Raw genomic sequence first — 20,713 nt, 5'->3', positions numbered from 1 at the left:
GTTCAACCGTTTCTGGGGGACGCATGCTGCAAAATATCAGGGACAATTCACAAGGCTGGATTGCCAAAACCATTATCGGGATCATCGTTGTACTGATGGCTTTCACCGGTGTCGAAGCCATATTCCAGGCGACTAGCAACAGCCAGGACGCGGCCAAGGTCAATGGTGAAGAAATCAGTCAGAGCGAGCTCAGCCAGGCGGTTGATATGCAACGCCGTCAGCTGATGCAACAGCTGGGCAAGGATTTCGATGCCTCGCTGCTCGACGAGAAAATGCTGCGCGAATCTGCCCTCAAGGGCCTGATCGACCGCAAGCTGCTGCTGCAAGGTGCGCAGGACTCCAAGTTCGCATTTTCCGAGGCTGCTCTGGATCAAGTGATCCTGCAGACGCCTGAGTTCCAGGTGGACGGTAAGTTCAGCGCCGAGCGCTTTGATCAGGTTATTCGTCAACTGGGCTACAGCCGGATGCAATTCCGTCAGATGCTGGCTCAGGAAATGCTGATCGGCCAGTTGCGTGCAGGCCTGGCAGGCAGCGGTTTTGTCACCGACGCCCAAGTGCTGGCGTTTGCTCGCCTGGAAAAACAGACCCGTGATTTCGCCACCTTGAATGTCAAGGCCGATCCGGCGGCTGTGAAGCTGACTGACGATGAGGTCAAGGCTTACTACGACGAGCACGCCAAGGAGTTAATGACGCCGGACCAGGTGGTCATCGATTACATCGAAATGAAGAAGTCTTCCTTCTTCGATCAGGTCAGCGTCAAGGACGAGGACCTGCAGGCGGCTTATCAGAAAGAGATCGCGAACCTGTCCGAGCAACGTCGGGCGGCGCACATCCTGATCGAAGTGAATGACAAGGTCACCGAAGCGCAAGCCAAGGCGAAGATCGAAGACATTCAGGCGCGCCTGGCCAAGGGCGAGAAGTTTGAGGCTCTGGCCAAGGAGTTCTCCCAGGATCCGGGTTCGGCGAACAACGGTGGCGACCTCGGCTACGCAGGTCCGGGTGTGTATGACCCGGCCTTCGAAACGGCCTTGTACACCCTGGCCAAGGATCAGGTTTCCGCACCGGTTCGCACCGACTACGGTTTCCACCTGATCAAGCTGCTGGGCGTGGAAGCACCTGAAGTGCCGACGCTGGCCAGCCTGAAAGACAAGCTGACCCGCGAACTGAAAGCCCAGCAGGTTGAACAGCGTTTCGTCGAGGCTACCAAGCAGCTCGAAGACTCCTCGTTCGAAGCCTCCGACCTGGCCCAGCCGGCCCAGGACTTGAACCTGACCGTGCACACCTCCAAGCCGTTCGGCCGCGAGGGTGGCGAAGGTGTTACGGCCAATCGTGCCGTGGTCACTGCAGCGTTCAGCCCGGAAGTACTGGATGAAGGTGCCAACAGCACCGCCATCGAGCTGGACCCTGAAACTGTGATCGTGTTGCGCGCAAAGGAACACCTCAAGCCAGCTCAACTGCCGCTGGAAAGCGTGAATGCCAGCATTCGTTCGCAGTTGGCCAAGGAGCACGCCAGTGCTGCCGCCAAGACCAAGGCCGACGAGTTGATCGCCAGCCTGCGCGAGGGCAAGGCCCCAGCGGACAAGGCGATTGACGGTCAAGGCTGGAAAGTCATCGAAGCCGCCACCCGCGCTCAGGAAGGGGTTGACCCGGCTGTGCTGCAGGCGTTGTTCCGCATGCCGAAGCCGGCTGCCAAAGACCAACCGACCTACAGCAGCGTGACCCTGGCAGATGGCAGCCTGGTAATCGTGCGACTGAATTCGGTCAACGAAGCCGCTGCACCGACCGACGAAGAGAAGGCTCAATACCGTCGCTTCCTTGCCTCGCGCATTGGCCAGCAGGACTTCGCCGCGTACCGTAAACAGCTGGAAAGTGCTGCAGACATCAAGCGTTTCTGATGCCTTGGCACGCTACACGCTAGACGAAAACCCCAGCCAGCCGGCTGGGGTTTTTTTTTTGAGCTCGCATTCGGTTAAGTGACATTGCTGATACGCCAGATGGAATGGGAGGGTGAAATGATGGTCAACCACCTGTAATTGTTACAAGACGCAATCGATGCGACGCTAAGCATCGATCTGTTGCACAATACGCCCCGAATCGTTTTCTCCAGGATGTTCAATGTTTAAATCATTTCCCATGCGTGTTGTCGGGCTGGCATTGGTGCTGGGCGCTGCTGCCGGCTGTTCGTCGAAAAAAGCCGCCATCTACGAGCATGAGAACTTCGATGACTCCGGTACGTTTTCACGCAATTACCCGGTGACCGACGCACAAACCTGTGAAGCCGCTCGTCGGGCTCTGTTGAGCCAGGGCTATATCATCACCAGCAGCGATCCAAAACTGGTGAGTGGCCACAAGAGCTTTCAGCAGACTGGCGAAACCCACATGGAAATCAGTTTCAGTGTGGTGTGCGCCGATGACGGCAGCGAAGGGCACCACGCGACTATGTTCGCCAACGCCTTGCAAGACCGCTATGCGTTGAAAAAGACCAACAATTCCGCAAGCCTGGGTGTCGGTGTGTTGGGCTCGGTATCGATGCCGATCGGTTCGTCGGATGATTCGATGGTGAAGGTGGCCAGCGAAACGGTATCGTCCGCCAAGTTCTACGAACGCTTTTTTGCCCTGGTCGAGCTGTTCCTGCCCCCGGAAGCAAAAAAAGCTGCACACATTCCGGAAAAGCCGAAAACCGATCTGGGCATGCCTGAAACCAAGGCCGCACCGGCTGCGCTGGTACCCGCTGCAACACCAGCACCAGCACCAGCGCCAGCAGCCGACCCAGCGCCAGCCGCACCGGTAACGGAACCTGCCCCGGCGCCGATCGAAACGGCTCCTGCGGCTTCCGAGCCGGTTACGCCACCGGCTGAAGCGGCACCAATTACGCCAACCGAAGTCAGCGAGCCTGCGCCATCGACTGAAACAGTCATGCCACCGCCAGAATCGAGCCTGCCGCCGCCCAGCGAACCGATCCCGGCCATGCCCGCTTCAGGTCAGTAATATTCGGTCATTGATCCATGTCACCCAGGCCGTAGCTCTACGGCCTGTCTAGAAAATACCCCGCGATAAATTCCCTGACGCCTGCTACGTTTTAATCAGTAGCCGCCGAGCGGCGCACCTGCGTCATTTTTCTTTCATGCGGGCACTTTATGCTCAAGGCGCTGGTCATTTATTCAGGCAGATTTTTTAACGAGCAGTGAGGGATGTAACAATGGACGATTATCAAGAAGAACTGCTCGAGTACCAGGCATTCGAACTCGATCCGCTGGAACCTGCCGAAGACGCTACCGAGCTCTAGGCGTCAAGCTGATTGGCGATGGCTTCGGCGAAATTCGCCGGGGGTCTGGCCGCTCCAGCGCTTGAACGCCCTTTGAAAGGCTTCGGCTGAAGCGAAGCCCAGCAAATAGGCGATTTCTCCGAATGCCAGTTCGGTGTCACGGATGTAGGTCATGGCCAGGTCGCGACGGGTATCGTTGAGGATTGCACGAAACTGCGTGCCTTCTTCAGCAAGCTTGCGACGCAAGGTCCAGGTGGGCAGCTTCAGGCGTGCCGCCACTTCTTCCAGGTCGGGTTCCCGGCCGCCATTCAATAACGGCCCCAGCAGCTGAGTGATGCGTTCACGCAGGCTGCGCGTGCGGGTCAATTGTTCCAGTTCCCGCTCACACAGCTGCAACAGGTGGCGCCAAGTGCTGGGGCAGTGCTCCGGGTTACGCTGGCCGAGGCTGGCAACGCTCAAGCGCAGTTGGTTGTGCTCGCTGCCAAACTGAATCGGGCAGTCGCCCAGGCCTTCGTAAGCTTGCGTGTAGTCCGGGGTCTGGAACTCGACTTCGATGCGTTCGGCGCGCAACGGGGCAGGGCACAGGCTGGACAGTTGATGCAACCAGCCCGAGATGATCGAATCCACCACAAAGCGGTTGTAGCTGTTGTACGGGCTGATGGAATAGAACCGCAACCAGGCACCCTGGGCGTCTTCGTGAAAGCTCGATTGGCCGCGGTAATTGGACCCGTACAAGGCTTCAAAGCGAATCAGGCAGCGGGCCCCTTCGCGTACTGTCGGCGCCTGGGCGGCGGTGATGCCCGCCAGGCCGGCCTGACTCAGGCGACTGAGCTGGCCCATGCGCAGACCCAATGCGGGATTGCCGGTCAGTTGGATTGCGCTGTGGCCCAGGCGCATGTAGCGAGGGATCGATAACCGCGCACCGGCTTCGCTCAAGCGCGCGGCGTCGAGCCCATATTGCTCGAGCAAGGGTTGCGGGTCCAGATCGTGGCTGCGCACCGCATCGGCCAGGCTGTGGACGAAGCCCACCGACAGGTCCCCGAGGCGCATCGGCAGCGGTTTCATGGCCTACAACCAGAGGTTCAGCAGACGTGCGCCACGGGCATCGCCGTCGGCAAAATGCTGGCCGTTGCTGCTGAGAAAACTATGCCCGGCGCTGCCCTTGTCCCAGAACTGGCCACGCAGGAACACACTTATGCCGCCGATGGCCTGGCTGCTCGGTGGTTGCGCAGTCAGGGTCAGCCGTTGCCAGGCCTGGCCTTCACTGAGCTCACCGGCCTTGAGGCTGACCGAGCTCGGAGTGGCCAGCCCTTTGTAGCCGCGCCATGGTTGATCCCAGGCGCCGCGTCCCATGACATAGGCCGGTACTGCTACCAGTCGCGCACCCTGTTCGTTGAGTTTGCGGTAGTTGTCCGGATACCAGCTGTCACTGCCGATCAATACGCCCAGGCGTCCGGCCGGCGTGTCGACGACATTCATGGCGTGCTCGCCGTTGGCCGCGATCACGTCAGTTTGATCGAACACCGGATGGATCTGCCGTTGTGGCTGGCCGATTGGCAATCCGTCACGACCAAACACCACGCTGCTGTTGAACAGCGCACCACGGCCGATTTTCAGCCTTCCGTCGATGATGCTCGGTTCGGGTAGCACGATGGACCCTGCGACCAGGGTCACGTTGAATTCTTTTGCCAGGCCACCGAACAGGGCCTGGTAGTCCTTGGCCATGCCCTTGGCCTTCATCCGCAAATGCGCGTCGTCCAGGCGATTGTCGCCTTCGGCGCCGATCCAGGCCCGGGCGAACTTCAAGGGGTTGCTCGCGGCCAGCCAGTTCATGGCTTCCTTCAGCGTGGTGGCCTGGTACAACTCGTCTTTTTCGCCGCTCACCATCAGCCAGGTCCCGACGTGTTCCGGCAGTACGACGATGGTTTTTTCGTTGAGCAGGCCCTGTTGTTCGGCTTTTTGCAGGTAAGCCGCCAGTTTGCGATGCAGGCGCGCCGGGCTTTGATAATCGGTGGGGAACAACTCGGGTTGGATACCCAGCAGGTTGCCATGAGTGCCCGGAATACCCTGGTCGACCGCGAGATCGATGCGCAGGTCGGAGAGGTAATGTCCCACGGGACGGTCTGCGGCCCACATCGCGTAGGTCGTCAGGGCGGCAATCAATGCCATGGATAAGGTCAGGTACAGAAGTTTGCGCATGGGAAAACAGTCAACGGCCGTGTGCAGGGTTCGCGACTAGGGTAGGGCCCATGCCGGCGCTTGCCAAGGGGCGCTGCGCATTTGGATCAATAAGTTGTCAGTTTCGGTCATTGAGCGATGGCGGCGCGGCTCTTAGTCTGTTCAGCATGAATGACGGGGCCGTAGAGCTCCTGCACTTTTTCCGTGATCGCTCGTTGTGGAGTTACCGATGGCCGCCGCTTATTACCCGCACCTGTTGGCCCCGCTGGACCTGGGTTTTACCACGCTGCGCAACCGTACCCTGATGGGCTCGATGCACACCGGCCTTGAAGAGAAGCCGGGTGGATTCGAGCGCATGGCGGCGTATTTTGCCGAACGCGCTCGTGGCGGTGTCGGCCTGATGGTCACCGGGGGCATCGGCCCGAACGACGAGGGCGGGGTTTACTCCGGCGCGGCCAAGCTGACCACCGAGGAAGAGGCACTCAAACACCAGATCGTCACCCGCGCCGTGCACGAGGCCGGTGGCAAGATCTGCATGCAGATCCTGCACGCTGGCCGCTATGCCTATAGCCCCAAGCAGGTGGCGCCGAGTGCGATCCAGGCGCCGATCAACCCGTTCAAGCCTAAAGAGCTGGACGAGGAAGGCATCGAGAAGCAGATCAGCGATTTTGTCACCTGCTCGACCCTGGCACAGAAAGCCGAGTACGACGGCGTGGAAATCATGGGGTCCGAAGGTTACTTCATTAACCAGTTCCTCGCGGCTCACACCAACCATCGCACCGACCGCTGGGGTGGCAGCTACGAAAACCGCATGCGCCTGCCGGTGGAAATCGTCCGGCGAGTGCGCGAAGCGGTAGGCCCGAACTTCATCATCATCTTCCGCCTGTCGATGCTCGACCTGGTGGAAGGCGGCAGCTCATGGGAAGAAATCGTCACCCTGGCCAAGGCCATCGAACAGGCTGGCGCGACTATCATCAACACCGGTATCGGCTGGCACGAAGCGCGCATCCCGACCATCGCCACCAAGGTACCGCGAGCCGCGTTCAGCAAAGTCACGGCCAAGCTGCGGGGCTCGGTGAGCATTCCCCTGATCACCACCAACCGCATCAATACACCGGAAATCGCCGAACAGATTCTGGCCGAAGGCGACGCCGACATGGTGTCGATGGCGCGACCATTCCTCGCCGACGCCGACTTCGTCAATAAGGCCGCCGCTGGCCGCGCCGATGAAATCAATACCTGCATCGGCTGTAACCAGGCGTGCCTGGACCACACCTTTGGCGGCAAACTCACCAGCTGCCTGGTGAATCCGCGGGCCTGTCATGAAACCGAGCTCAACTACCTGCCGGTGCAGCAGATCAAGAAAATTGCTGTCGTCGGCGCCGGTCCTGCCGGTTTGTCGGCGGCCACCGTGGCCGCAGAGCGCGGCCATCAGGTGACGCTGTTCGATTCGGCGAGTGAGATCGGCGGCCAGTTCAATATCGCCAAGCGCGTGCCGGGCAAGGAAGAGTTCTTTGAAACCTTGCGCTATTTCGGGCGCAAGCTGCAGACCACCCACGTGGAACTGTGCCTGAACACCCGTGTAGACGTCGCGCAACTGGTCGAGGGCGGTTTCGACGAGATCATTCTCGCCACCGGTATCGCGCCGAGAACGCCAGCGATTCCGGGGGTGGAAAATGCCAAGGTGTTGAGTTACCTGGACGTGATCCTCGAGCGTAAACCGGTGGGCAAGCGCGTGGCGGTGATCGGTGCGGGGGGTATCGGCTTCGACGTCTCGGAATTCCTGGTACATCAAGGCGTATCGACCAGCCTGGATCGGACCGCGTTCTGGAAAGAATGGGGCATCGATACTGCTCTGCAGGCCCGCGGCGGCGTAGCCGGAATCAAGGCAGAGCCCCATGCTCCGGCCCGTGAAGTGTTCTTGCTGCAACGCAAGAAATCCAAGGTCGGTGACGGTCTGGGCAAGACCACCGGCTGGATCCACCGCACCGGCTTGAAAAACAAACAGGTGCAGATGCTCAACAGTGTCGAGTACCTGAAGATCGATGATGAGGGTTTGCATATCCGCGTTGGCGAAACCGGCGAGCCGCAGGTGCTGGCGGTGGACAATATCGTGATCTGCGCCGGGCAGGACCCGTTGCGCGAGTTGCACGATGGCCTGGTCGCGGCGGGACAGAACGTTCACCTGATCGGCGGCGCGGATGTGGCGGCCGAACTGGACGCCAAGCGCGCCATCAACCAGGGATCGCGACTGGCTGCGCAGTTGTAACAGCAGGTCCAGCTTGCCAGTGGCCATCGCGAGCAGGCTCGCTTCCACAGATTCAGTGTGGGAGCGAGCCTGCTCGCGATGGCGTCCTTCGAACGACTAGAATAGGGGGTCTTTCCAGGTACAATCAGACGCGAATGCTTTTTCCTCCTTCCAGTTGGCTCCCCCACGCCCCCCTCGAACGCCTTCAGCTCGATTGGCTCACACGATCCAGTATCGAAGTCGCCGTCCTGCGCCTCGACCAGATCGACCCACTGATCAGCGGCAACAAATGGTTCAAGCTCATTGAGCATCTCAAGGCCGCAGACCTCGTCGGTGCCAGGGGCATCATCAGCCTCGGCGGCGCGCACTCCAATCATCTCCACGCATTAGCGGCGGCAGGCAAGCGCTTCGGCTTCGGCACTGTAGGGCTGTTGCGCGGTCATCCCCAGGACACGCCGACAGTTCTGGACCTGCAAGCGTACGGCATGCAATTGCACTGGCTGGGTTATGGCGGATATCGTGCGCGGCATGAGGCAGGGTTTTGGGAGCCCTGGCGCGCCCTGTATCCAGACTTGCTGGCAGTGCCGGAAGGGGGCGGCGGTTTGCTCGGGGCCAGAGGCTGCATGCAACTCAAGTCGATGGTCGCCCGGCAATTGCATGGCCTCGGCTGGAGTGGTTACGACGGCTGGTGGCTGGCCTGTGGCACCGGTACCACCCTGGCCGGCCTGGTGCTCGCGGAGGCGGGTGCGCATCCGGTCCACGGCGCGCTGGCGGTGCCGCATGACCATGGCGTGGCGCAGCAGGTCGAAGCAATCATGCAGCAGGCCGGTTCGCCCCACAGCGCTTATCAATTGCTCGACGCCAGTCGCGGCGGGTTCGCAAAGGTCGATGCGCCGTTACTTGAATTCATCGAGCAGACCGAGCAGGCCAGCGGTATTGCACTGGAGCCGCTCTACACCGGCAAGGCACTGCTCGCGCTAAAACAGCACATCGACGCCGGCAAACTCAAGCCAGGGTCGCGCCTGATTTTCATCCATACGGGCGGCTTGCAAGGCCGGCGAGGATTTCTGGCGGCGCCAAGTCCCTGAGCCCCGGGTTCGCCTCAGCCCCGTTTAGGCATCATCCGCAACAAGGTGTTATCACGCACCACGTAATGGTGATAAAGCCCCGCCAGTGCATGCAGCCCGATCAGCCAGTAGCCAATCGTGCCACCCAGCTCATGCCAGCCCTCGATCTGTTTCGCCAGCGCCTTGTCTTCCGGGATCAGTAGCGGCAGGTCGAAGCCGTAGAACATCACTTGATGCCCCTTGGCGCTGGTGGTCAGCCAACCCAGCATCGGCATGGCAATCATGAACAGATACAACGCCCAGTGCATCGCCTTGGCGAGTGCGTTCTGCCAGCGCGGTGAGGCCGGGAATATTCTGGGGGCGGGGCCGACACTGCGCGCCAACAGGCGCAGCCAGACCAGGACGAAGACCGTCAGGCCAAGCATGAAATGCGATTCGGTGATCAACGTCCGCCCGCCACTGCCTTTGGGGAACGCTCCACGAAACTCGATACAGGCATACACCAGCGCCAGCAGGACCAGCATCAACCAATGCAAGGTGATGGATACGGTGCTGTAACGTGATTCAGAACTCTTCCACGGCATACAGGTATTCCTCACGGGCGGTTTGCAGGTTCACCGCTCTTTCGACGGTGTGCCTTAACTGTAAGCCCGTTTCGTCCCGTGCGCCTGTCGCGACCCTTCTTTCAATGCCCTGGGTCAACCAACAGTCAACAAAAAGGCGCCAGGCCCGACGGGGGCTGGCGCCTTGCAGGATCACGACTGCGTGATCAACGGGTCTGTGGCATTTCGCCGTTGGCCAGGCGTTGGTTGATGTCGGCGATGACTTTGGGCAGGTCCGAAATCGTGTCGATCATGTAGTGCGGGCGCGAGCCTTCGAACATGGCGTGAATGCGCTGGCGCTCGCTGTCGAGCTGTTCGCTGCCAAGGGCGCGATAGCCTTTGTAGTCCAGGCCCAGTGCGTTACCCGAACAGATCAGGGCAACCGTCCACATTCCCGCGCGACGTCCTTCGAGAATGCCCGGCACGGTGTCGTCGATCTTCACGCACGCGGCGACGTCGTCGATGCCCAGGGCTATCACGTTGGCCAGCGCCTGGGCCGGCCATGGGCGACCGTTTGGAACTTCATCGGTGGCGACCACGTGGTCGGCGACGTAACCGTTGGTGGCCGCCAACTCGACCACTTTGTCCATGACCTGCTTCGGGTAACCGGAGCAGGAACCGATCTTGATGCCTTGTTGGCGCAGGTTGGCGATGGTATCCAGTGCGCCCGGGATCAGCGCCGAATGCTCGGCGATTTTCTCGATCTGCAGGGGCATGAAGCGTTTGTAGATGGCGGTGACGTCGTCGTCGGTGGGGGTGCGTCCGAACACCGCGCGATAACGCTCGGCGACTTGTGGCTGATCGCACAGGGTGCGGATGTGATCCCACTTGCCCATGCCCATCGGCCCGCGAGCTTCTTCGATGGACACCTGGACGTCGAACTCGGCGAAGGCTTCGACAAAGATCTGGGTCGGCGCGAAAGAGCCGAAGTCGACGACGGTACCGGCCCAGTCGAGGATGGCGGCCTGGAGTTTGGTTGGGTTGTTGTAGTTCATGGTGACGAATTCCTGTGTGGGCACAATGTTCAAAGGGTTGACTTATGTAGGGGTGAGCCTGCTCGCGAAAGCGGTCTTCATTCAGGTGTGTTGACTGAGCGGGCGTCATCGCGAGCAGGGGCACTAGATTTCGAGCACTTCCATCTCCCGCAGCACTTCAGCCACCGCCGCCACAGCCGCGTGCATCTCAGCCTCGTTGACGTGGCCGATGCAGCCGACGCGGAAGGTTTCGACCTGGGTCAGTTTGCCGGGGTAGAGAATGAAACCCTTGGCCTTGACCCGTTCGTAGAACTCCTTGAACTGATAGCGCGGGTCCTTGGGCGCATGGAAAGTGACGATGATCGGCGCCTGGATCGCAGCGGGCAAAAAGCTGCGCACGCCCAGTTTGGCCATTTCGTCGAGCAATACCTGGCAGTTGTTGGCGTAGCGCTGGTGCCGGGCCGGCAAGCCGCCTTCTTCGTTGTATTGCAGCAGGGCTTCATGCAGCGCCGCGACCACGTGGGTCGGCGGGGTGAAGCGCCATTGGCCGGTCTTGGCCATGTAGGTGTGCTGGTCGAACAGGTCCATGGCCAGCGAATGGGAGTTGCCGGCGGCATTGGCCAGGGCTTCCTTGCGGGCGAAAACAAAACCCATGCCCGGTGCGCCTTCGAGGCATTTGCCCGAGGCGGCGATCAGCGCATCGAACGGGACCTGCTGTGCGTCGATCGGCAAGGCTGCGAAGGAACTCATGGCGTCGATGATCAGGCGTTTTCCCTGTTGCGCGATGACCTGGGCGATTTCCGGCAGCGGGTTGAGGATGCCGGTGCTGGTTTCGCAGTGAATCAACGCGACGTGGGTAATGCTGGCGTCCGCCCGTAACAGACGGTCGACATCGGCCGCCGTGGTGGGCTCGTCTTCGGCGGTCTCGAAAGTGCTGAAAGAGCGACCGAGGACCTCGCAGATTTTAGCCAGCCGTTTGCCATAGGCGCCGTTGATCAGCACCAGCACCTTGCCGTCACGGGGCACCAAAGTGCCGATGGCCGCTTCTACCGCAAAGGTGCCGCTGCCTTGCAGTGGCACGCAGTGGTGGCTGTCGCCGCCGTTAATGATTACCAGCAATTGCTCGCAGACGCTGGCGGTCAGGTGGTTGAAGCGGTCATCCCATGAACCCCAGTCGACCATCATCGCCTGACGGGTGCGCGCCGAAGTGGTCAACGGGCCGGGGGTGAGCAGGATGGGTTCGGCAGTACTCATTCTCGTGTCCTCGCAATCGATGGCATGAAGCTACGGGACTTAAATTGCAATTTGCCGTGCTATCAATCAAATTGTTTGTTGTTATGCCAGCCATCAGTGAGGGTTATTCATGAATCTGTTCCAGCTGCGCGCCTTCGATGCGGTGGCGCGCGAAGGCAGCTTCACAAGGGCCGCCGCACGGCTGTTCATCAGCCAGCCGGCAGTCACCGGGCACATCAAGGCTTTGGAAGAGCATTACCAGATCACCTTGTTGCGCCGTACTGCGCGACGGGTAGAACTGACGGAGGAAGGCACCAAACTGGCGGCGATCACCCGGGCGATGTTTGGCCTGGCCGAGGAAGCGCAGGTGATGCTGGAGGCTAACCGGCAGTTGCTCACCGGGCGCCTGGAGGTGGCGGCGGACGGGCCGCACCTGGTCATGCCGATGCTTGCCAGTTTGCGCGCCCGTTACCCCGGCATCACGGTGAACCTGCGCCTGGGTAACGCCCAGGAGACCTTGGCTGCGTTGTTGTCCGAGCATGCGGACATTGCCGTACTCACTGAGGTCGAGCCACGTAAAGGCCTGCATTTGCAAGCGTTGAGCGAATCACGGCTGTGCGCGTTGGTGCCGCACAATCATCCCTGGGCGCAACGTTTGAAGGTGTCGCTCAAGGAGCTGGACGAGGTGATCATGGTGTTGCGCGAGCCGGGTTCGATCACCCGTCGAACCTTTGATGATGCCTGTCTCCAGTCCAGTGTCAGTCCGCGGGTATTACTGGAGCTGGACAGCCGCGAGGCAGTGACCGAAGCCGTGGCGGCTGAGCTGGGCGTTGGTGTGGTGTCGTCGGTGGAAGTCAGCCATGACCCGCGGGTGACTGCGCTGCCGATCATGGGCGAGGGGTTGGTGAATCGGCACATGATGGGATGCATGGAGCGGCGGCGGGATTTGCGCTTGATCCAGGCATTCTTTGAATTGGCGTCGGGCCGCTAGACCGCAGCGCGGCTATCACGGGCCAGCCTTGCTCCCACTGCCGGTTAGCGCATTTCCTTGTCGGAGCCAATCATCATTGGAAAAGCCTGACCCTCATGGTGATCAAACCGGTGGAATTTTTGGTCGATTGCCGACTTTAGGCCGTATAAACTTGCGCAAAGCGTCGGCCAATAGATGTTTCGGCGCCACAGACAAGAGAGTGATTAATGGGCGCACAGTGGAAGGTTAAACACAAAGAAGCGGCATCCAATGCCAAGGGCAAGATCTTCGGCAAACTGGTGAAGGAAATCACCATTGCCGCGCGCAATGGTGCCGATGTCGCGACCAACGCGCATTTGCGCCTGGTGGTGGAGCAGGCGAAGAAGGCGTCCATGCCTCGCGAAACCCTGGAGCGTGCGATCAAGAAAGGTTCGGGCCAGCTCGGCGAAACCGTGCAGTACCATCGTGTGACGTACGAAGGCTTTGCCCCCCATCAGGTGCCGCTGATCGTTGAGTGCGTGACCGACAACATCAACCGTACCGTTGCCGAGATTCGTGTTGCGTTTCGCAAGGGCCAGTTGGGCGCTTCGGGTTCGGTCTCCTGGGATTTCAACCATGTCGGCATGATCGAGGCGTCCCCGGACAGCCCGGATGCTGATCCGGAAATGGCCGCAATCGAAGCCGGTGCACAGGATTTCGAGCCGGGTGAAGAAGAGGGCACGACCCTGTTCCTGACCGAGCCTGCGGACCTCGATGCGGTCCAGAAAGCCTTGCCTGAGCAAGGTTTTACCGTGCTGTCGGCGAAGCTGGGCTACCAGCCGAAGAACCCGGTGAGTGGTTTGAGCGACGAACAGATGGCTGAAGTCGAGGCGTTCCTTGAAGGCCTGGACAACCATGATGATGTGCAGGACATGTTTGTCGGCTTGGCGGGTTAATCGGTTTCTTTCGTAATACCGCTATCGCGGGCAGGCTTGCTCCCCCGGGTTGTGGGAGCAAGTTTGGTTCTGCAGGCTCTGTGCCGGTCACAGATCCTGCAGCGCCCGTACCACCTCGCCAAACCCGGGCCGCTCCAGCACCTGCGCCTGACAGCAACGCTGTTGCAATTGCTCCAGTCGTTCACGGCCCTGCGCGGTCATGTCCGAATCGATCCGCTCCAGCAATTCCCCCAGCAGTACCCCAAAGGCACGTACTTCAAGTCGCTGCAAGGCACGGCTTTGGACACTGTCTGACTTCGCGTGGAAAGACGCCGCGCCAAAGTCTCCCAGCAGGCAATCACCGCGCTCGTTAAAAAGAATATTGTGGCCGTAGAGGTCGCCGTGGGTGATGCCCTGGCGGTGCAGATGTTCGGCCACCGAAGCGATGGCGCCAGCGATGCGCAAGGCCACACTGGCGCTGAAGCGGGTGTGATCGGCGTAGACGTCGCGGCTGCAGGAATCCAGGCTCGGCAGACCCGCCAGGTTGCGGAAGCTCGGCTCTATCAGCTCCATGACCAGTCCGGCCTGAGCCTGTGGATGGTCGACGATTCGTCCCTCGACCCTGATGAGGTTGGGGTGCTCGCCTGCAGTGATGCACGCGTTCATTTCATGCAAGGGCGAACCATCGCTGGTCATTTCACCTTTGTAGAGTTTGACCGCCACTGGCAGCTCCCCAGCGCCTGGTCGGGTCCAGGTCGCTCGATGGATCACCCCGGAAGCACCTTCGCCCAGTTGCTGCTCAAGGCGCAATGCCGGCCAGGGGATGACGGCAGTCGATTCAAGCAGCGCAGCATCGGCCTCGGTTTCCAGCGGATTACCGGCGTACGCCAGCCAGGTCAGGCTTGGCAGGGTGAGCAGCCATTCGGGGAGTTCGGTTAGCTGGTTGGCGGCGACCCGGATCAGTTCCAGTCGATGACAGTGTTGCAGGCTGTCAGGCAAGCGCTTGAGCTGATTACCGGCGAGCATGAGTTTTTGCAGGTGCGGGCGCGCGCCCAGTTCGCTGGGCAGTTCGCTGATGCAGTTGTCAGTCAGGATCAGCCAGCGCAGCAATGGCGGGAGTGCGCTGCCCGGGACCTGCGTAATGCGGTTGGCCTTGAAACCGACCATGGTCAATGAACTGCACTGGCCCAGGCATGCGGGCAGTTCGGTGAACAGGTTGTCCGAGCAGAACAACACCCGCAGGCGGGTCAGTCGATGCAGGTCGTCTGGTAGTTGGCTGAGCGCGTTGCCACTGAGGTTGAGCATTTCAAGGGAGTCCGCCAGGTCGAATATTTCCCGGGGGAAGTCACTCAGGCCGCAGGCGAGATCAAGGCGGGTGCTGCCCGCCAGTTGGCCGGCGCGCAGTTGGTCAAGGGTGTCCATGAAATCGATTCGCTATTCATTTGGAGAGGGGCGCCCGCATGATAGCGAGACATGTGGTGACTGTACCAATCGCGAGCAGGCTCGCTCCCACAATGATTTCCGAGCACCTGTGGGAGCGAGCCTGCTCGCGATTGGCATTCAAGGCGAAGAATGATCAATTCAACTCATTGATTTCCATCAACTGCCCCAGCCGACTGCGGGTTCGCGCCAGGTCGATTGCATCACCACCCAGGCTCGCACTCAGCGAATGCTGGCTGACCAACGTCAGGTGTTTGTCCTGATCGTAAAGCACGTCGACCAGGTTGATGAACCGCTGCTGCGCGGCGATGGTGGTGTCGGCGAGCAGAGGCAGGTCGACGATGATCCAGTGGTCGAACTGTCGGCACAGTTCCAGGTAGTCCATGACGGCCGTGGGGTGTTCACACAGGTCGGCGAAAGTGAATCCGATCGTGCGCCGATCGCTGAAGCGGGCCTGCACTTGACGGGTGCCGACAGACAGTTGCAGGGGCGCAGCATCAGCCTCGGGGAAATTCAACCGGCGTCTGATCTGCAGTGTGTCCGACCAGAGGTAATGTCCATGGGTGAAGACTTGCTGGGCGTGGTGCCGCGCCTGACTGCGGTAGTCGTGGGGCCCGCCGACTTCCATGACCTGCATTTTCGAGTTGATCAGGTCGATGACCGGTTTGAAACGTGCGTGGTACAGCGGGTTTGGCAGCAAGCCTTCCGGCGGATAGTTTGAGGTGACCAGCAGCAGGATGCTTCGGCGAAACAGCGCCTGGAACAAGCGGGTGATGAGCATCGCGTCGCCGATATCGTGGACGTGAAACTCGTCAAAACACAACACCCTACAACCGTCCAGCAGGTGGTCAAGGCTGAGCTCCATGGCATCGCTCTGCTCGCGATGAGTGAACATTTCCTGATGCAGTTGGGCAAAAAACTGATGGAAGTGCAGCCGCTTTTTTTCGGCGATCGGGATGGCCTGGAAAAACCCGTCCAGCAACCAGCTCTTGCCTCGCCCCACGGCGCCGTGCAGATACAGCCCGGGAAGTTTTTGCTGCGCTGAGCCTGCCAGCAAGGGGGCGTAGTGCGCCATGCAATCGATCACGCGCTGCTGACTGTGGCTGAGGGTATAGCCTTGGGCATGCGCCTTGTGGCGAAAGTAGTCGTGGATCACCCTTGCGCTGGCCACCGGGGTAGTCGATGCCTTGGCAAACAGGCGACGCAGGGCCGGCCAACGTGGTGTGAGTCGCAAACGCTTGGGTGGTCGAACAGCCACTGGAATGTCACCCCGTGATTTTTTCGCCGGCGCCCCGCGCGGCGGCGGCACAGTTTAACCAAATGGGTAGTTTTGCTTCCAGCGCTGTGGGTCAAAACGTTTTCGTTTGCCTGAGCAACTGCGCCGCCGGCGTATCGCTGGGGCTGACCATTGCATAGTTATACCCAGCGCCTGACCAGTACTCGGCCTGCAGCTCACCATCGCGGCGACTGCCTCGGGGTAGCAGGAAGTTCTTCGGCCCTGGCGGGCGCACGTAGAAGCTGATCTTCTGTCCGTTCCGGTTCTCGTAGACCACCATCGCCGCCGGCCCTTGCTCGGTGCTGAGCAGGCGCCCGCTGACCGGTTTGAAGCCGGCGTGAGCGAGGTCGGGAAGACGGTTGGCCTGGGTGAAATAACGGTCCAGCCAGGCCTGCATGTCGCCCTGTTCGCCGACTTTGAAGTCCGCCGGCAACAGGCCTTGCTGTGCGATCAGGCGATACGCCTGCATGGCATCGGCCATTGGTGCCGCAGCGCTGAGCAGGGTCATTTCCCGGGCCTGCCAGCCGCTGAAACCGCCAACACCGACGGCCAGCAGCAGTACGGCGGCGCTGGCCAGGTGACGGCGGGATTGGCGCTTGAGCCCTTGGCGAATGAACGCCGGCTGCAGCTGCGGATTGGCCGGTTGCTGCAGCGCGCCGCTCAGGTCAGCTCGCAACTGTTGGGCATCCTGCTGCCAGGCGCGCACGGTGGCGGCCACGGGCGGATTGTTTGTCAGATAAGTTTCAACCAGAAGTCGGTCCGCCGCGCTGAGCTGGCAGTCGATGTAGGCGTGCAGATCACGCTCGTCAGGGGGCATGCTGATCATTTGAGTCTCCGCAGGGCAGGGCGGGTGATTTCACCTTCGCTGAGCTGGCGCAACGCCTGGCGGGCGCGAGACAGGCGGGACATCACGGTGCCAATCGGCACTTCGAGAATCTCGGCCACCGCTTTGTAGCTCAAGCCTTCGACTGATACCCACAGCAACAGTGCGCGTTGCTCGGTGGTGAGCTGGTCGAAGGCCTTGAGCGTCGATTGCGCGATCACCGTGCGCTCTGCAGACGGCTCGGCTTCTTCACGGCCGGTAAAAAATTCGAGCATTCGCGCATAACGCCGGGAGCGCCGGTGGGCGTCGAGGAACTGTCGATAGAGAATCGAGAACAACCAGGCGCGCAAGTCTCCCTCCGGGCGTTTGTCGCTCCAGCGTGAGAGTGCGCGCTCCAGGCAGGTCTGCACCAGATCATCGGCGCTGCTGGGATTACGCGTCAGGGACAGCGCAAATCGCCTCAACCTGGGAATGATTTCACTCAGTTGTTCGTCGATATCGTTCATGAAGTTCTGACTAGTCACTACGCTGTGGACCAGGAAGACGCTCGGCGTTCGAGGTTATTCCACGCGCGAACAAATAAACACCCGGTGATGGAATAAACCGTCCGGGGGTTCGTCTGCTTGATTCTTCTCACTTGCGGCCACAGGCCCTGGAGTCTTTCATGGTAGATCGCGCATCACCGCCCATCCGGCCACCGCTGAGCGCCACCAGCCTGGTGTTGCGCCTTGGCGGTATCGCTTTGGTGGTCGCCGCTGTTGCCGGGGCCTTTGCCTACGTCAACGGCACATTTGACCCACAGCGGCTCACGCCGAAAAAACTGATCAACGTGCTGGAAACCAACAACGGCGTGCACCCGGGGTACCGGCGCAACCACTCCAAAGGTGTTTGCGTGATCGGGCATTTCGAGAGCAGCGGCGAGGCGCGCAGCTACTCCAGCGCCGAGGTATTCAATGAAGCACGCACACCGGTGGTCGGGCGGTTCGCGCTGCCGGCTGGCAATCCCTACGCACCGGACAGCAGCGTGCCGATCCGCAGCATGGCGCTGCGCTTTACCCAGGCCAATGGTCAACAATGGCGCACCGGGATGAACAGCATGCCGGTGTTCCCGGTAGGCACCCCCGAAGCCTTCTATCAATTGCAGCAGGCCCAGTCACCCGTACCCGCCACTGGGAAACCCGACCCTGCGGCGGTACCAGCATTCTTCGGCGCGCATCCGGAAGCTGCGCCGTTTCTGGCGTGGATCAAAACCGCCAAGCCGTCGGCCAGCTACGTGACTGAAACCTACAACAGCGTGAACGCGTTTTACCTGGTCAACGCCGCCGGTCAGCGCCAGGCGGTGCGCTGGAGCATGGTGCCGGTTGCCCAGGACTCACCCGGTGCGACGGCGCCGCAAGGCACCGATTTTCTCGAGCAGGACCTGGCCCAGCGAATGGGCGCCGGGCCGTTGCGCTGGCAGCTGAACATCACCCTGGCCAACCCCGGTGATCCGGTAGACGATGCCAGCAAGGCCTGGCCCGAAGGGCGCAAGGTGGTAAATGCCGGGACTCTGGTGCTCGAAAACGTCCAGCCGCAACTCAGTGGCGAGTGCCGGGACATCAACTATGACCCGCTGGTACTACCTGCCGGCATCGAGGGCTCGGGCGATCCACTGCTCGCCGCTCGTTCAGCCGGTTATGCCAGTTCCTACTTGCGTCGTACCAGTGAAGTCAGCCAGTTGCCCGCCGCCAAACAGGAGGCTCGCCAATGAGCACTCAACCGAACCACTTCGCGCCATTGGCGCGGTTGCTGCACTGGCTGATGGCACTGATGGTTATTGCCATGCTGTTTATCGGGGCAGGCATGGTTGCCTCGGTGTCCGAGCGTCATGAGTGGCTGATCCACCTGCACAAACCCTTGGGCATCGCCATTCTGGTGTTGGTGATCGTGCGCATCGTCGTGCGTTTTTCCACTCGACAGCCGCCACTGCCTGCCGATTTGCCGGGATGGCAAGTGCTCGCGGCCAAAGGCTCGCACCTGCTGCTATACGCACTGATGCTGGTACTGCCTCTACTGGGGTGGGCAATGATTTCGGCGGCGGGCGATCCGGTAATGCTCAGCAGTTCGTTGCAGCTGCCTTCGATTGTGCCGGCCAACGCGCAGGTATTCGCCTTTCTGCGCAAGGCCCACGGTTACCTGGCCTACCTGCTGTTCCTGACCGTGTTGCTGCACCTGGCGGCGGCGCTGTTCCATGGCTGGGTGCGCCGTGACGAGGTGCTCGACAGCATGCTGCGTGGCAAGGACCGCGCCTGACTTCGATGGCCGCAGCTGCAGCTGCGGCCACAGCCAATCAGCGCAACACGTCAACTATCTCGGCAACAGTCGTCAGCACGTCCTTGCCCAACTGTTTGGAGCGCTTGCCCGACCAGCCCGTCAGCGGGTTCGGCGCATCGTCGTTGTCCTTGAAGGGCATTTCCAGGGTCAGCGACAGGCAGTCGAATTTCTCGCCGACGCTGTTGCACGCCAGGGTCATGTTGGCTTTGCCCGGCTCATCGCGGGTGTAGCCGTGCTTGGTCTGGAAGTCCTTGGTAAGGTGCTTCAAATGACTGCGAAATTGCTCTTCGAGTTTGGCGAGCCGCGGGGTGTAACCAGGGTTGCCCTCGCAGCCGGCGGTGAACACGTAGGGAATCTCTTCGTCGCCATGAATGTCGAGGAACAGGTCAACGCCGTAGCGTTCCATCTGTTGTTGCACGAACAGCACTTCAGGGCTGATGTCCTGGCTGGCGCTCTGCCAGGCGCGGTTCAGGTCCTGGCCCATGGCATTGGTGCGCAGGTGACCATGGAAGGCGCCGTCCGGATTCATGTTCGGCACCAGGTACAGATCGGCACTGGCCAGTAGTTTGTTCAGGACCGGGTCGTCGTGTTTTTCCAGGCGCTCAATCACACCTTCCATAAACCATTCGGCCATGTGTTCGCCCGGGTGCTGCTGGGCAATCATCCACACCTTGCGTCGACCCTCGGCTCCGGTGCCTTTGCGCAGAAGCTGGATGTCCCGGCCTTCGACGCTTTTACCGGTAGCCAGCAGCTCGGTGCCGGCCTTGGTCAGCGCCTGCTCGATCAGCCAGTCGTGCCGCCCGCGACTGTAGGGTTCGAAGTAGGCGAACCAGGCATGGGTAGCAGTGGCTTCCAGGCTGAAGCGCAGGCAGTCGCCTTCGAAGATGGTGGGTACCCGGAACCAATTCACGTGGTCATACGAGGCAACGGCCTGGTAACCGTCCCAGGCTTTGTTATAGGAGGACTTGCTGGCGTTACTCAGGCGAAACCAGTGCTCCTGGCCCACGTGCAGGCCGCTGGCCTTGAAGTGGAACCACTGGAAGTGCGGGCTGCGGGTATCGGGTCGAATGGCCAGCAACGCTTGCAGCGGATTGCTGATATCGATCACTTCAATATTGCCGCTGTCGAAATTTGCGCTGATGTCGAAAGAGGATTTAGCCACGGTCATAGTCGATTCCTGAATATGATTTTTATGGCTGTTACTTTACACGCAGGGAAGGGAAAAATCGGGGAAATTGCCAGGAATTTGGGGGGCGTCCTCCTTGACGCCGACGCAGCTTAGAGACTGTGCGATTGATTCTCAAGTGCTATTTATCAATAGTTTGGCCCAATGTTACCGGGCCTCTCTTGCCAAGGAACATTCTTTTGATATCATCCGCGCCATCGAATGTGCAGTGCCTGAAGACTTCA

General features: G+C 60.6%; 18 protein-coding genes. 8 read left to right on the top strand and 10 right to left on the bottom strand.

The window, feature by feature from the left end; genetic code table 11:
* Positions 1-23: 23 nt before the first annotated feature.
* On the top strand, positions 24-1,895 hold the full coding sequence (locus EQV97_RS14420; protein ID WP_240889132.1) for a SurA N-terminal domain-containing protein: 1,872 nt from the start codon (positions 24-26) through the stop codon (positions 1,893-1,895).
* 220 nt (positions 1,896-2,115) lie between these two features.
* Positions 2,116-2,988, top strand: coding sequence for a DUF2242 domain-containing protein (locus EQV97_RS14415; protein WP_240889131.1), 873 nt, complete (start codon positions 2,116-2,118; stop codon positions 2,986-2,988).
* Between the two features lie 301 nt (positions 2,989-3,289).
* Here the strand turns inward: EQV97_RS14415 and EQV97_RS14410 are convergent, their stop codons facing one another.
* On the bottom strand, positions 3,290-4,330 hold the full coding sequence (locus EQV97_RS14410; protein WP_240889130.1) for an AraC family transcriptional regulator: 1,041 nt from the start codon (positions 4,328-4,330) through the stop codon (positions 3,290-3,292).
* A gap of 3 nt (positions 4,331-4,333) precedes the next feature.
* On the bottom strand, positions 4,334-5,464 hold the full coding sequence (locus tag EQV97_RS14405; protein ID WP_122839342.1) for a carbon-nitrogen hydrolase family protein: 1,131 nt from the start codon (positions 5,462-5,464) through the stop codon (positions 4,334-4,336).
* A gap of 208 nt (positions 5,465-5,672) precedes the next feature.
* Between EQV97_RS14405 and EQV97_RS14400 the strand changes: the two genes are divergently transcribed.
* Together EQV97_RS14400 and EQV97_RS14395 are read left to right on the top strand one after the other, a co-directional pair.
* A complete protein-coding gene (locus EQV97_RS14400; RefSeq protein WP_122839341.1) occupies positions 5,673-7,712 on the top strand; it encodes an NADPH-dependent 2,4-dienoyl-CoA reductase in 2,040 nt (679 codons plus the stop codon).
* Positions 7,713-7,846: 134 nt separating this feature from the next.
* The gene (locus tag EQV97_RS14395) at positions 7,847-8,779 is read left to right on the top strand and encodes a pyridoxal-phosphate dependent enzyme (RefSeq protein ID WP_122839340.1); all 933 of its coding nucleotides are present in this window, start codon (positions 7,847-7,849) and stop codon (positions 8,777-8,779) included.
* 14 nt (positions 8,780-8,793) lie between these two features.
* Here EQV97_RS14395 and EQV97_RS14390 read toward each other — a convergent pair whose 3' ends face one another.
* From EQV97_RS14390 to EQV97_RS14380, 3 genes are all read right to left on the bottom strand, one after another.
* On the bottom strand, positions 8,794-9,342 hold the full coding sequence (locus EQV97_RS14390; protein WP_122839339.1) for a cytochrome b: 549 nt from the start codon (positions 9,340-9,342) through the stop codon (positions 8,794-8,796).
* 185 nt (positions 9,343-9,527) lie between these two features.
* Positions 9,528-10,355 carry a phosphonoacetaldehyde hydrolase gene (gene phnX, locus EQV97_RS14385; protein WP_240889129.1) on the bottom strand — a complete coding sequence of 276 codons (828 nt, stop codon included), beginning with the start codon at positions 10,353-10,355 and terminating at the stop codon, positions 9,528-9,530.
* 123 nt (positions 10,356-10,478) lie between these two features.
* Positions 10,479-11,588, bottom strand: a complete 1,110-nt coding sequence (locus EQV97_RS14380) for a 2-aminoethylphosphonate--pyruvate transaminase (RefSeq protein WP_240889128.1) — start codon at positions 11,586-11,588, stop codon at positions 10,479-10,481.
* A gap of 109 nt (positions 11,589-11,697) precedes the next feature.
* On the opposite strand from EQV97_RS14380, the gene EQV97_RS14375 reads away from it, so the two are divergent.
* On the top strand, positions 11,698-12,558 hold the full coding sequence (locus tag EQV97_RS14375) for a LysR substrate-binding domain-containing protein (RefSeq protein WP_240889127.1): 861 nt from the start codon (positions 11,698-11,700) through the stop codon (positions 12,556-12,558).
* 206 nt (positions 12,559-12,764) lie between these two features.
* Positions 12,765-13,472 (top strand): YebC/PmpR family DNA-binding transcriptional regulator, encoded by a 708-nt coding sequence (locus tag EQV97_RS14370; RefSeq protein ID WP_045060175.1) that lies wholly within the window; start codon positions 12,765-12,767, stop codon positions 13,470-13,472.
* Positions 13,473-13,559: 87 nt separating this feature from the next.
* Here the strand turns inward: EQV97_RS14370 and EQV97_RS14365 are convergent, their stop codons facing one another.
* The 4 genes from EQV97_RS14365 to EQV97_RS14350 all read right to left on the bottom strand — a co-directional run bounded on the left by EQV97_RS14365 (position 13,560) and on the right by EQV97_RS14350 (position 17,496).
* Positions 13,560-14,873: a leucine-rich repeat-containing protein kinase family protein gene (locus EQV97_RS14365; protein ID WP_240889126.1), complete on the bottom strand. Its 1,314-nt coding sequence runs from the start codon at positions 14,871-14,873 to the stop codon at positions 13,560-13,562.
* Between the two features lie 154 nt (positions 14,874-15,027).
* Positions 15,028-16,149, bottom strand: coding sequence for a cell division protein ZapE (gene zapE, locus EQV97_RS14360; RefSeq protein WP_240889125.1), 1,122 nt, complete (start codon positions 16,147-16,149; stop codon positions 15,028-15,030).
* A 91-nt stretch (positions 16,150-16,240) separates the two neighbouring features.
* Positions 16,241-16,993 (bottom strand): anti-sigma factor, encoded by a 753-nt coding sequence (locus EQV97_RS14355; protein ID WP_240889124.1) that lies wholly within the window; start codon positions 16,991-16,993, stop codon positions 16,241-16,243.
* Positions 16,990-17,496 carry a sigma-70 family RNA polymerase sigma factor gene (locus EQV97_RS14350; RefSeq protein ID WP_045060179.1) on the bottom strand — a complete coding sequence of 169 codons (507 nt, stop codon included), beginning with the start codon at positions 17,494-17,496 and terminating at the stop codon, positions 16,990-16,992. Before EQV97_RS14350 ends, EQV97_RS14355 begins: the two co-directional genes overlap by 4 nt.
* Before the next feature lie 158 nt (positions 17,497-17,654).
* Between EQV97_RS14350 and EQV97_RS14345 the strand changes: the two genes are divergently transcribed.
* Positions 17,655-18,740: a catalase family peroxidase gene (locus EQV97_RS14345; RefSeq protein WP_240889123.1), complete on the top strand. Its 1,086-nt coding sequence runs from the start codon at positions 17,655-17,657 to the stop codon at positions 18,738-18,740.
* Complete coding sequence (locus EQV97_RS14340; RefSeq protein ID WP_122839332.1) at positions 18,737-19,282, top strand: cytochrome b/b6 domain-containing protein; 546 nt, start codon at positions 18,737-18,739, stop codon at positions 19,280-19,282. Before EQV97_RS14345 ends, EQV97_RS14340 begins: the two co-directional genes overlap by 4 nt.
* Before the next feature lie 37 nt (positions 19,283-19,319).
* Here EQV97_RS14340 and EQV97_RS14335 read toward each other — a convergent pair whose 3' ends face one another.
* A complete protein-coding gene (locus EQV97_RS14335; RefSeq protein ID WP_240889122.1) occupies positions 19,320-20,471 on the bottom strand; it encodes a M14-type cytosolic carboxypeptidase in 1,152 nt (383 codons plus the stop codon).
* Positions 20,472-20,713 lie beyond the last annotated feature (242 nt).

Origin of the sequence: Pseudomonas sp. TMW22090 (assembly GCF_022496665.1) — a bacterium.
In the GTDB taxonomy this organism is placed as follows: Bacteria; Pseudomonadota; Gammaproteobacteria; order Pseudomonadales; family Pseudomonadaceae; genus Aquipseudomonas; species Aquipseudomonas gregormendelii.
The sequence above is the reverse complement of the archived record's forward strand: the minus strand, read 5'-3'. Positions and strand labels throughout refer to the sequence as shown.

What these genes read in the sequence shown, in the direction of transcription:
- EQV97_RS14410 (WP_240889130.1), bottom strand. Translation starts at nt 4,330, where the DNA reads ATGAAACCGCTGCCGATGCGCCTCGGGGACCTGTCGGTGGGCTTCGTC.
- EQV97_RS14345 (WP_240889123.1), top strand. Translation starts at nt 17,655, where the DNA reads ATGGTAGATCGCGCATCACCGCCCATCCGGCCACCGCTGAGCGCCACC.
- EQV97_RS14390 (WP_122839339.1), bottom strand. Translation starts at nt 9,342, where the DNA reads ATGCCGTGGAAGAGTTCTGAATCACGTTACAGCACCGTATCCATCACC.
- EQV97_RS14340 (WP_122839332.1), top strand. Translation starts at nt 18,737, where the DNA reads ATGAGCACTCAACCGAACCACTTCGCGCCATTGGCGCGGTTGCTGCAC.
- EQV97_RS14415 (WP_240889131.1), top strand. Translation starts at nt 2,116, where the DNA reads ATGTTTAAATCATTTCCCATGCGTGTTGTCGGGCTGGCATTGGTGCTG.
- EQV97_RS14395 (WP_122839340.1), top strand. Translation starts at nt 7,847, where the DNA reads ATGCTTTTTCCTCCTTCCAGTTGGCTCCCCCACGCCCCCCTCGAACGC.
- EQV97_RS14420 (WP_240889132.1), top strand. Translation starts at nt 24, where the DNA reads ATGCTGCAAAATATCAGGGACAATTCACAAGGCTGGATTGCCAAAACC.
- EQV97_RS14355 (WP_240889124.1), bottom strand. Translation starts at nt 16,993, where the DNA reads ATGATCAGCATGCCCCCTGACGAGCGTGATCTGCACGCCTACATCGAC.
- EQV97_RS14365 (WP_240889126.1), bottom strand. Translation starts at nt 14,873, where the DNA reads ATGGACACCCTTGACCAACTGCGCGCCGGCCAACTGGCGGGCAGCACC.
- EQV97_RS14370 (WP_045060175.1), top strand. Translation starts at nt 12,765, where the DNA reads ATGGGCGCACAGTGGAAGGTTAAACACAAAGAAGCGGCATCCAATGCC.
- EQV97_RS14375 (WP_240889127.1), top strand. Translation starts at nt 11,698, where the DNA reads ATGAATCTGTTCCAGCTGCGCGCCTTCGATGCGGTGGCGCGCGAAGGC.
- EQV97_RS14335 (WP_240889122.1), bottom strand. Translation starts at nt 20,471, where the DNA reads ATGACCGTGGCTAAATCCTCTTTCGACATCAGCGCAAATTTCGACAGC.
- EQV97_RS14405 (WP_122839342.1), bottom strand. Translation starts at nt 5,464, where the DNA reads ATGCGCAAACTTCTGTACCTGACCTTATCCATGGCATTGATTGCCGCC.
- EQV97_RS14380 (WP_240889128.1), bottom strand. Translation starts at nt 11,588, where the DNA reads ATGAGTACTGCCGAACCCATCCTGCTCACCCCCGGCCCGTTGACCACT.
- phnX (WP_240889129.1), bottom strand. Translation starts at nt 10,355, where the DNA reads ATGAACTACAACAACCCAACCAAACTCCAGGCCGCCATCCTCGACTGG.
- EQV97_RS14400 (WP_122839341.1), top strand. Translation starts at nt 5,673, where the DNA reads ATGGCCGCCGCTTATTACCCGCACCTGTTGGCCCCGCTGGACCTGGGT.
- EQV97_RS14350 (WP_045060179.1), bottom strand. Translation starts at nt 17,496, where the DNA reads ATGAACGATATCGACGAACAACTGAGTGAAATCATTCCCAGGTTGAGG.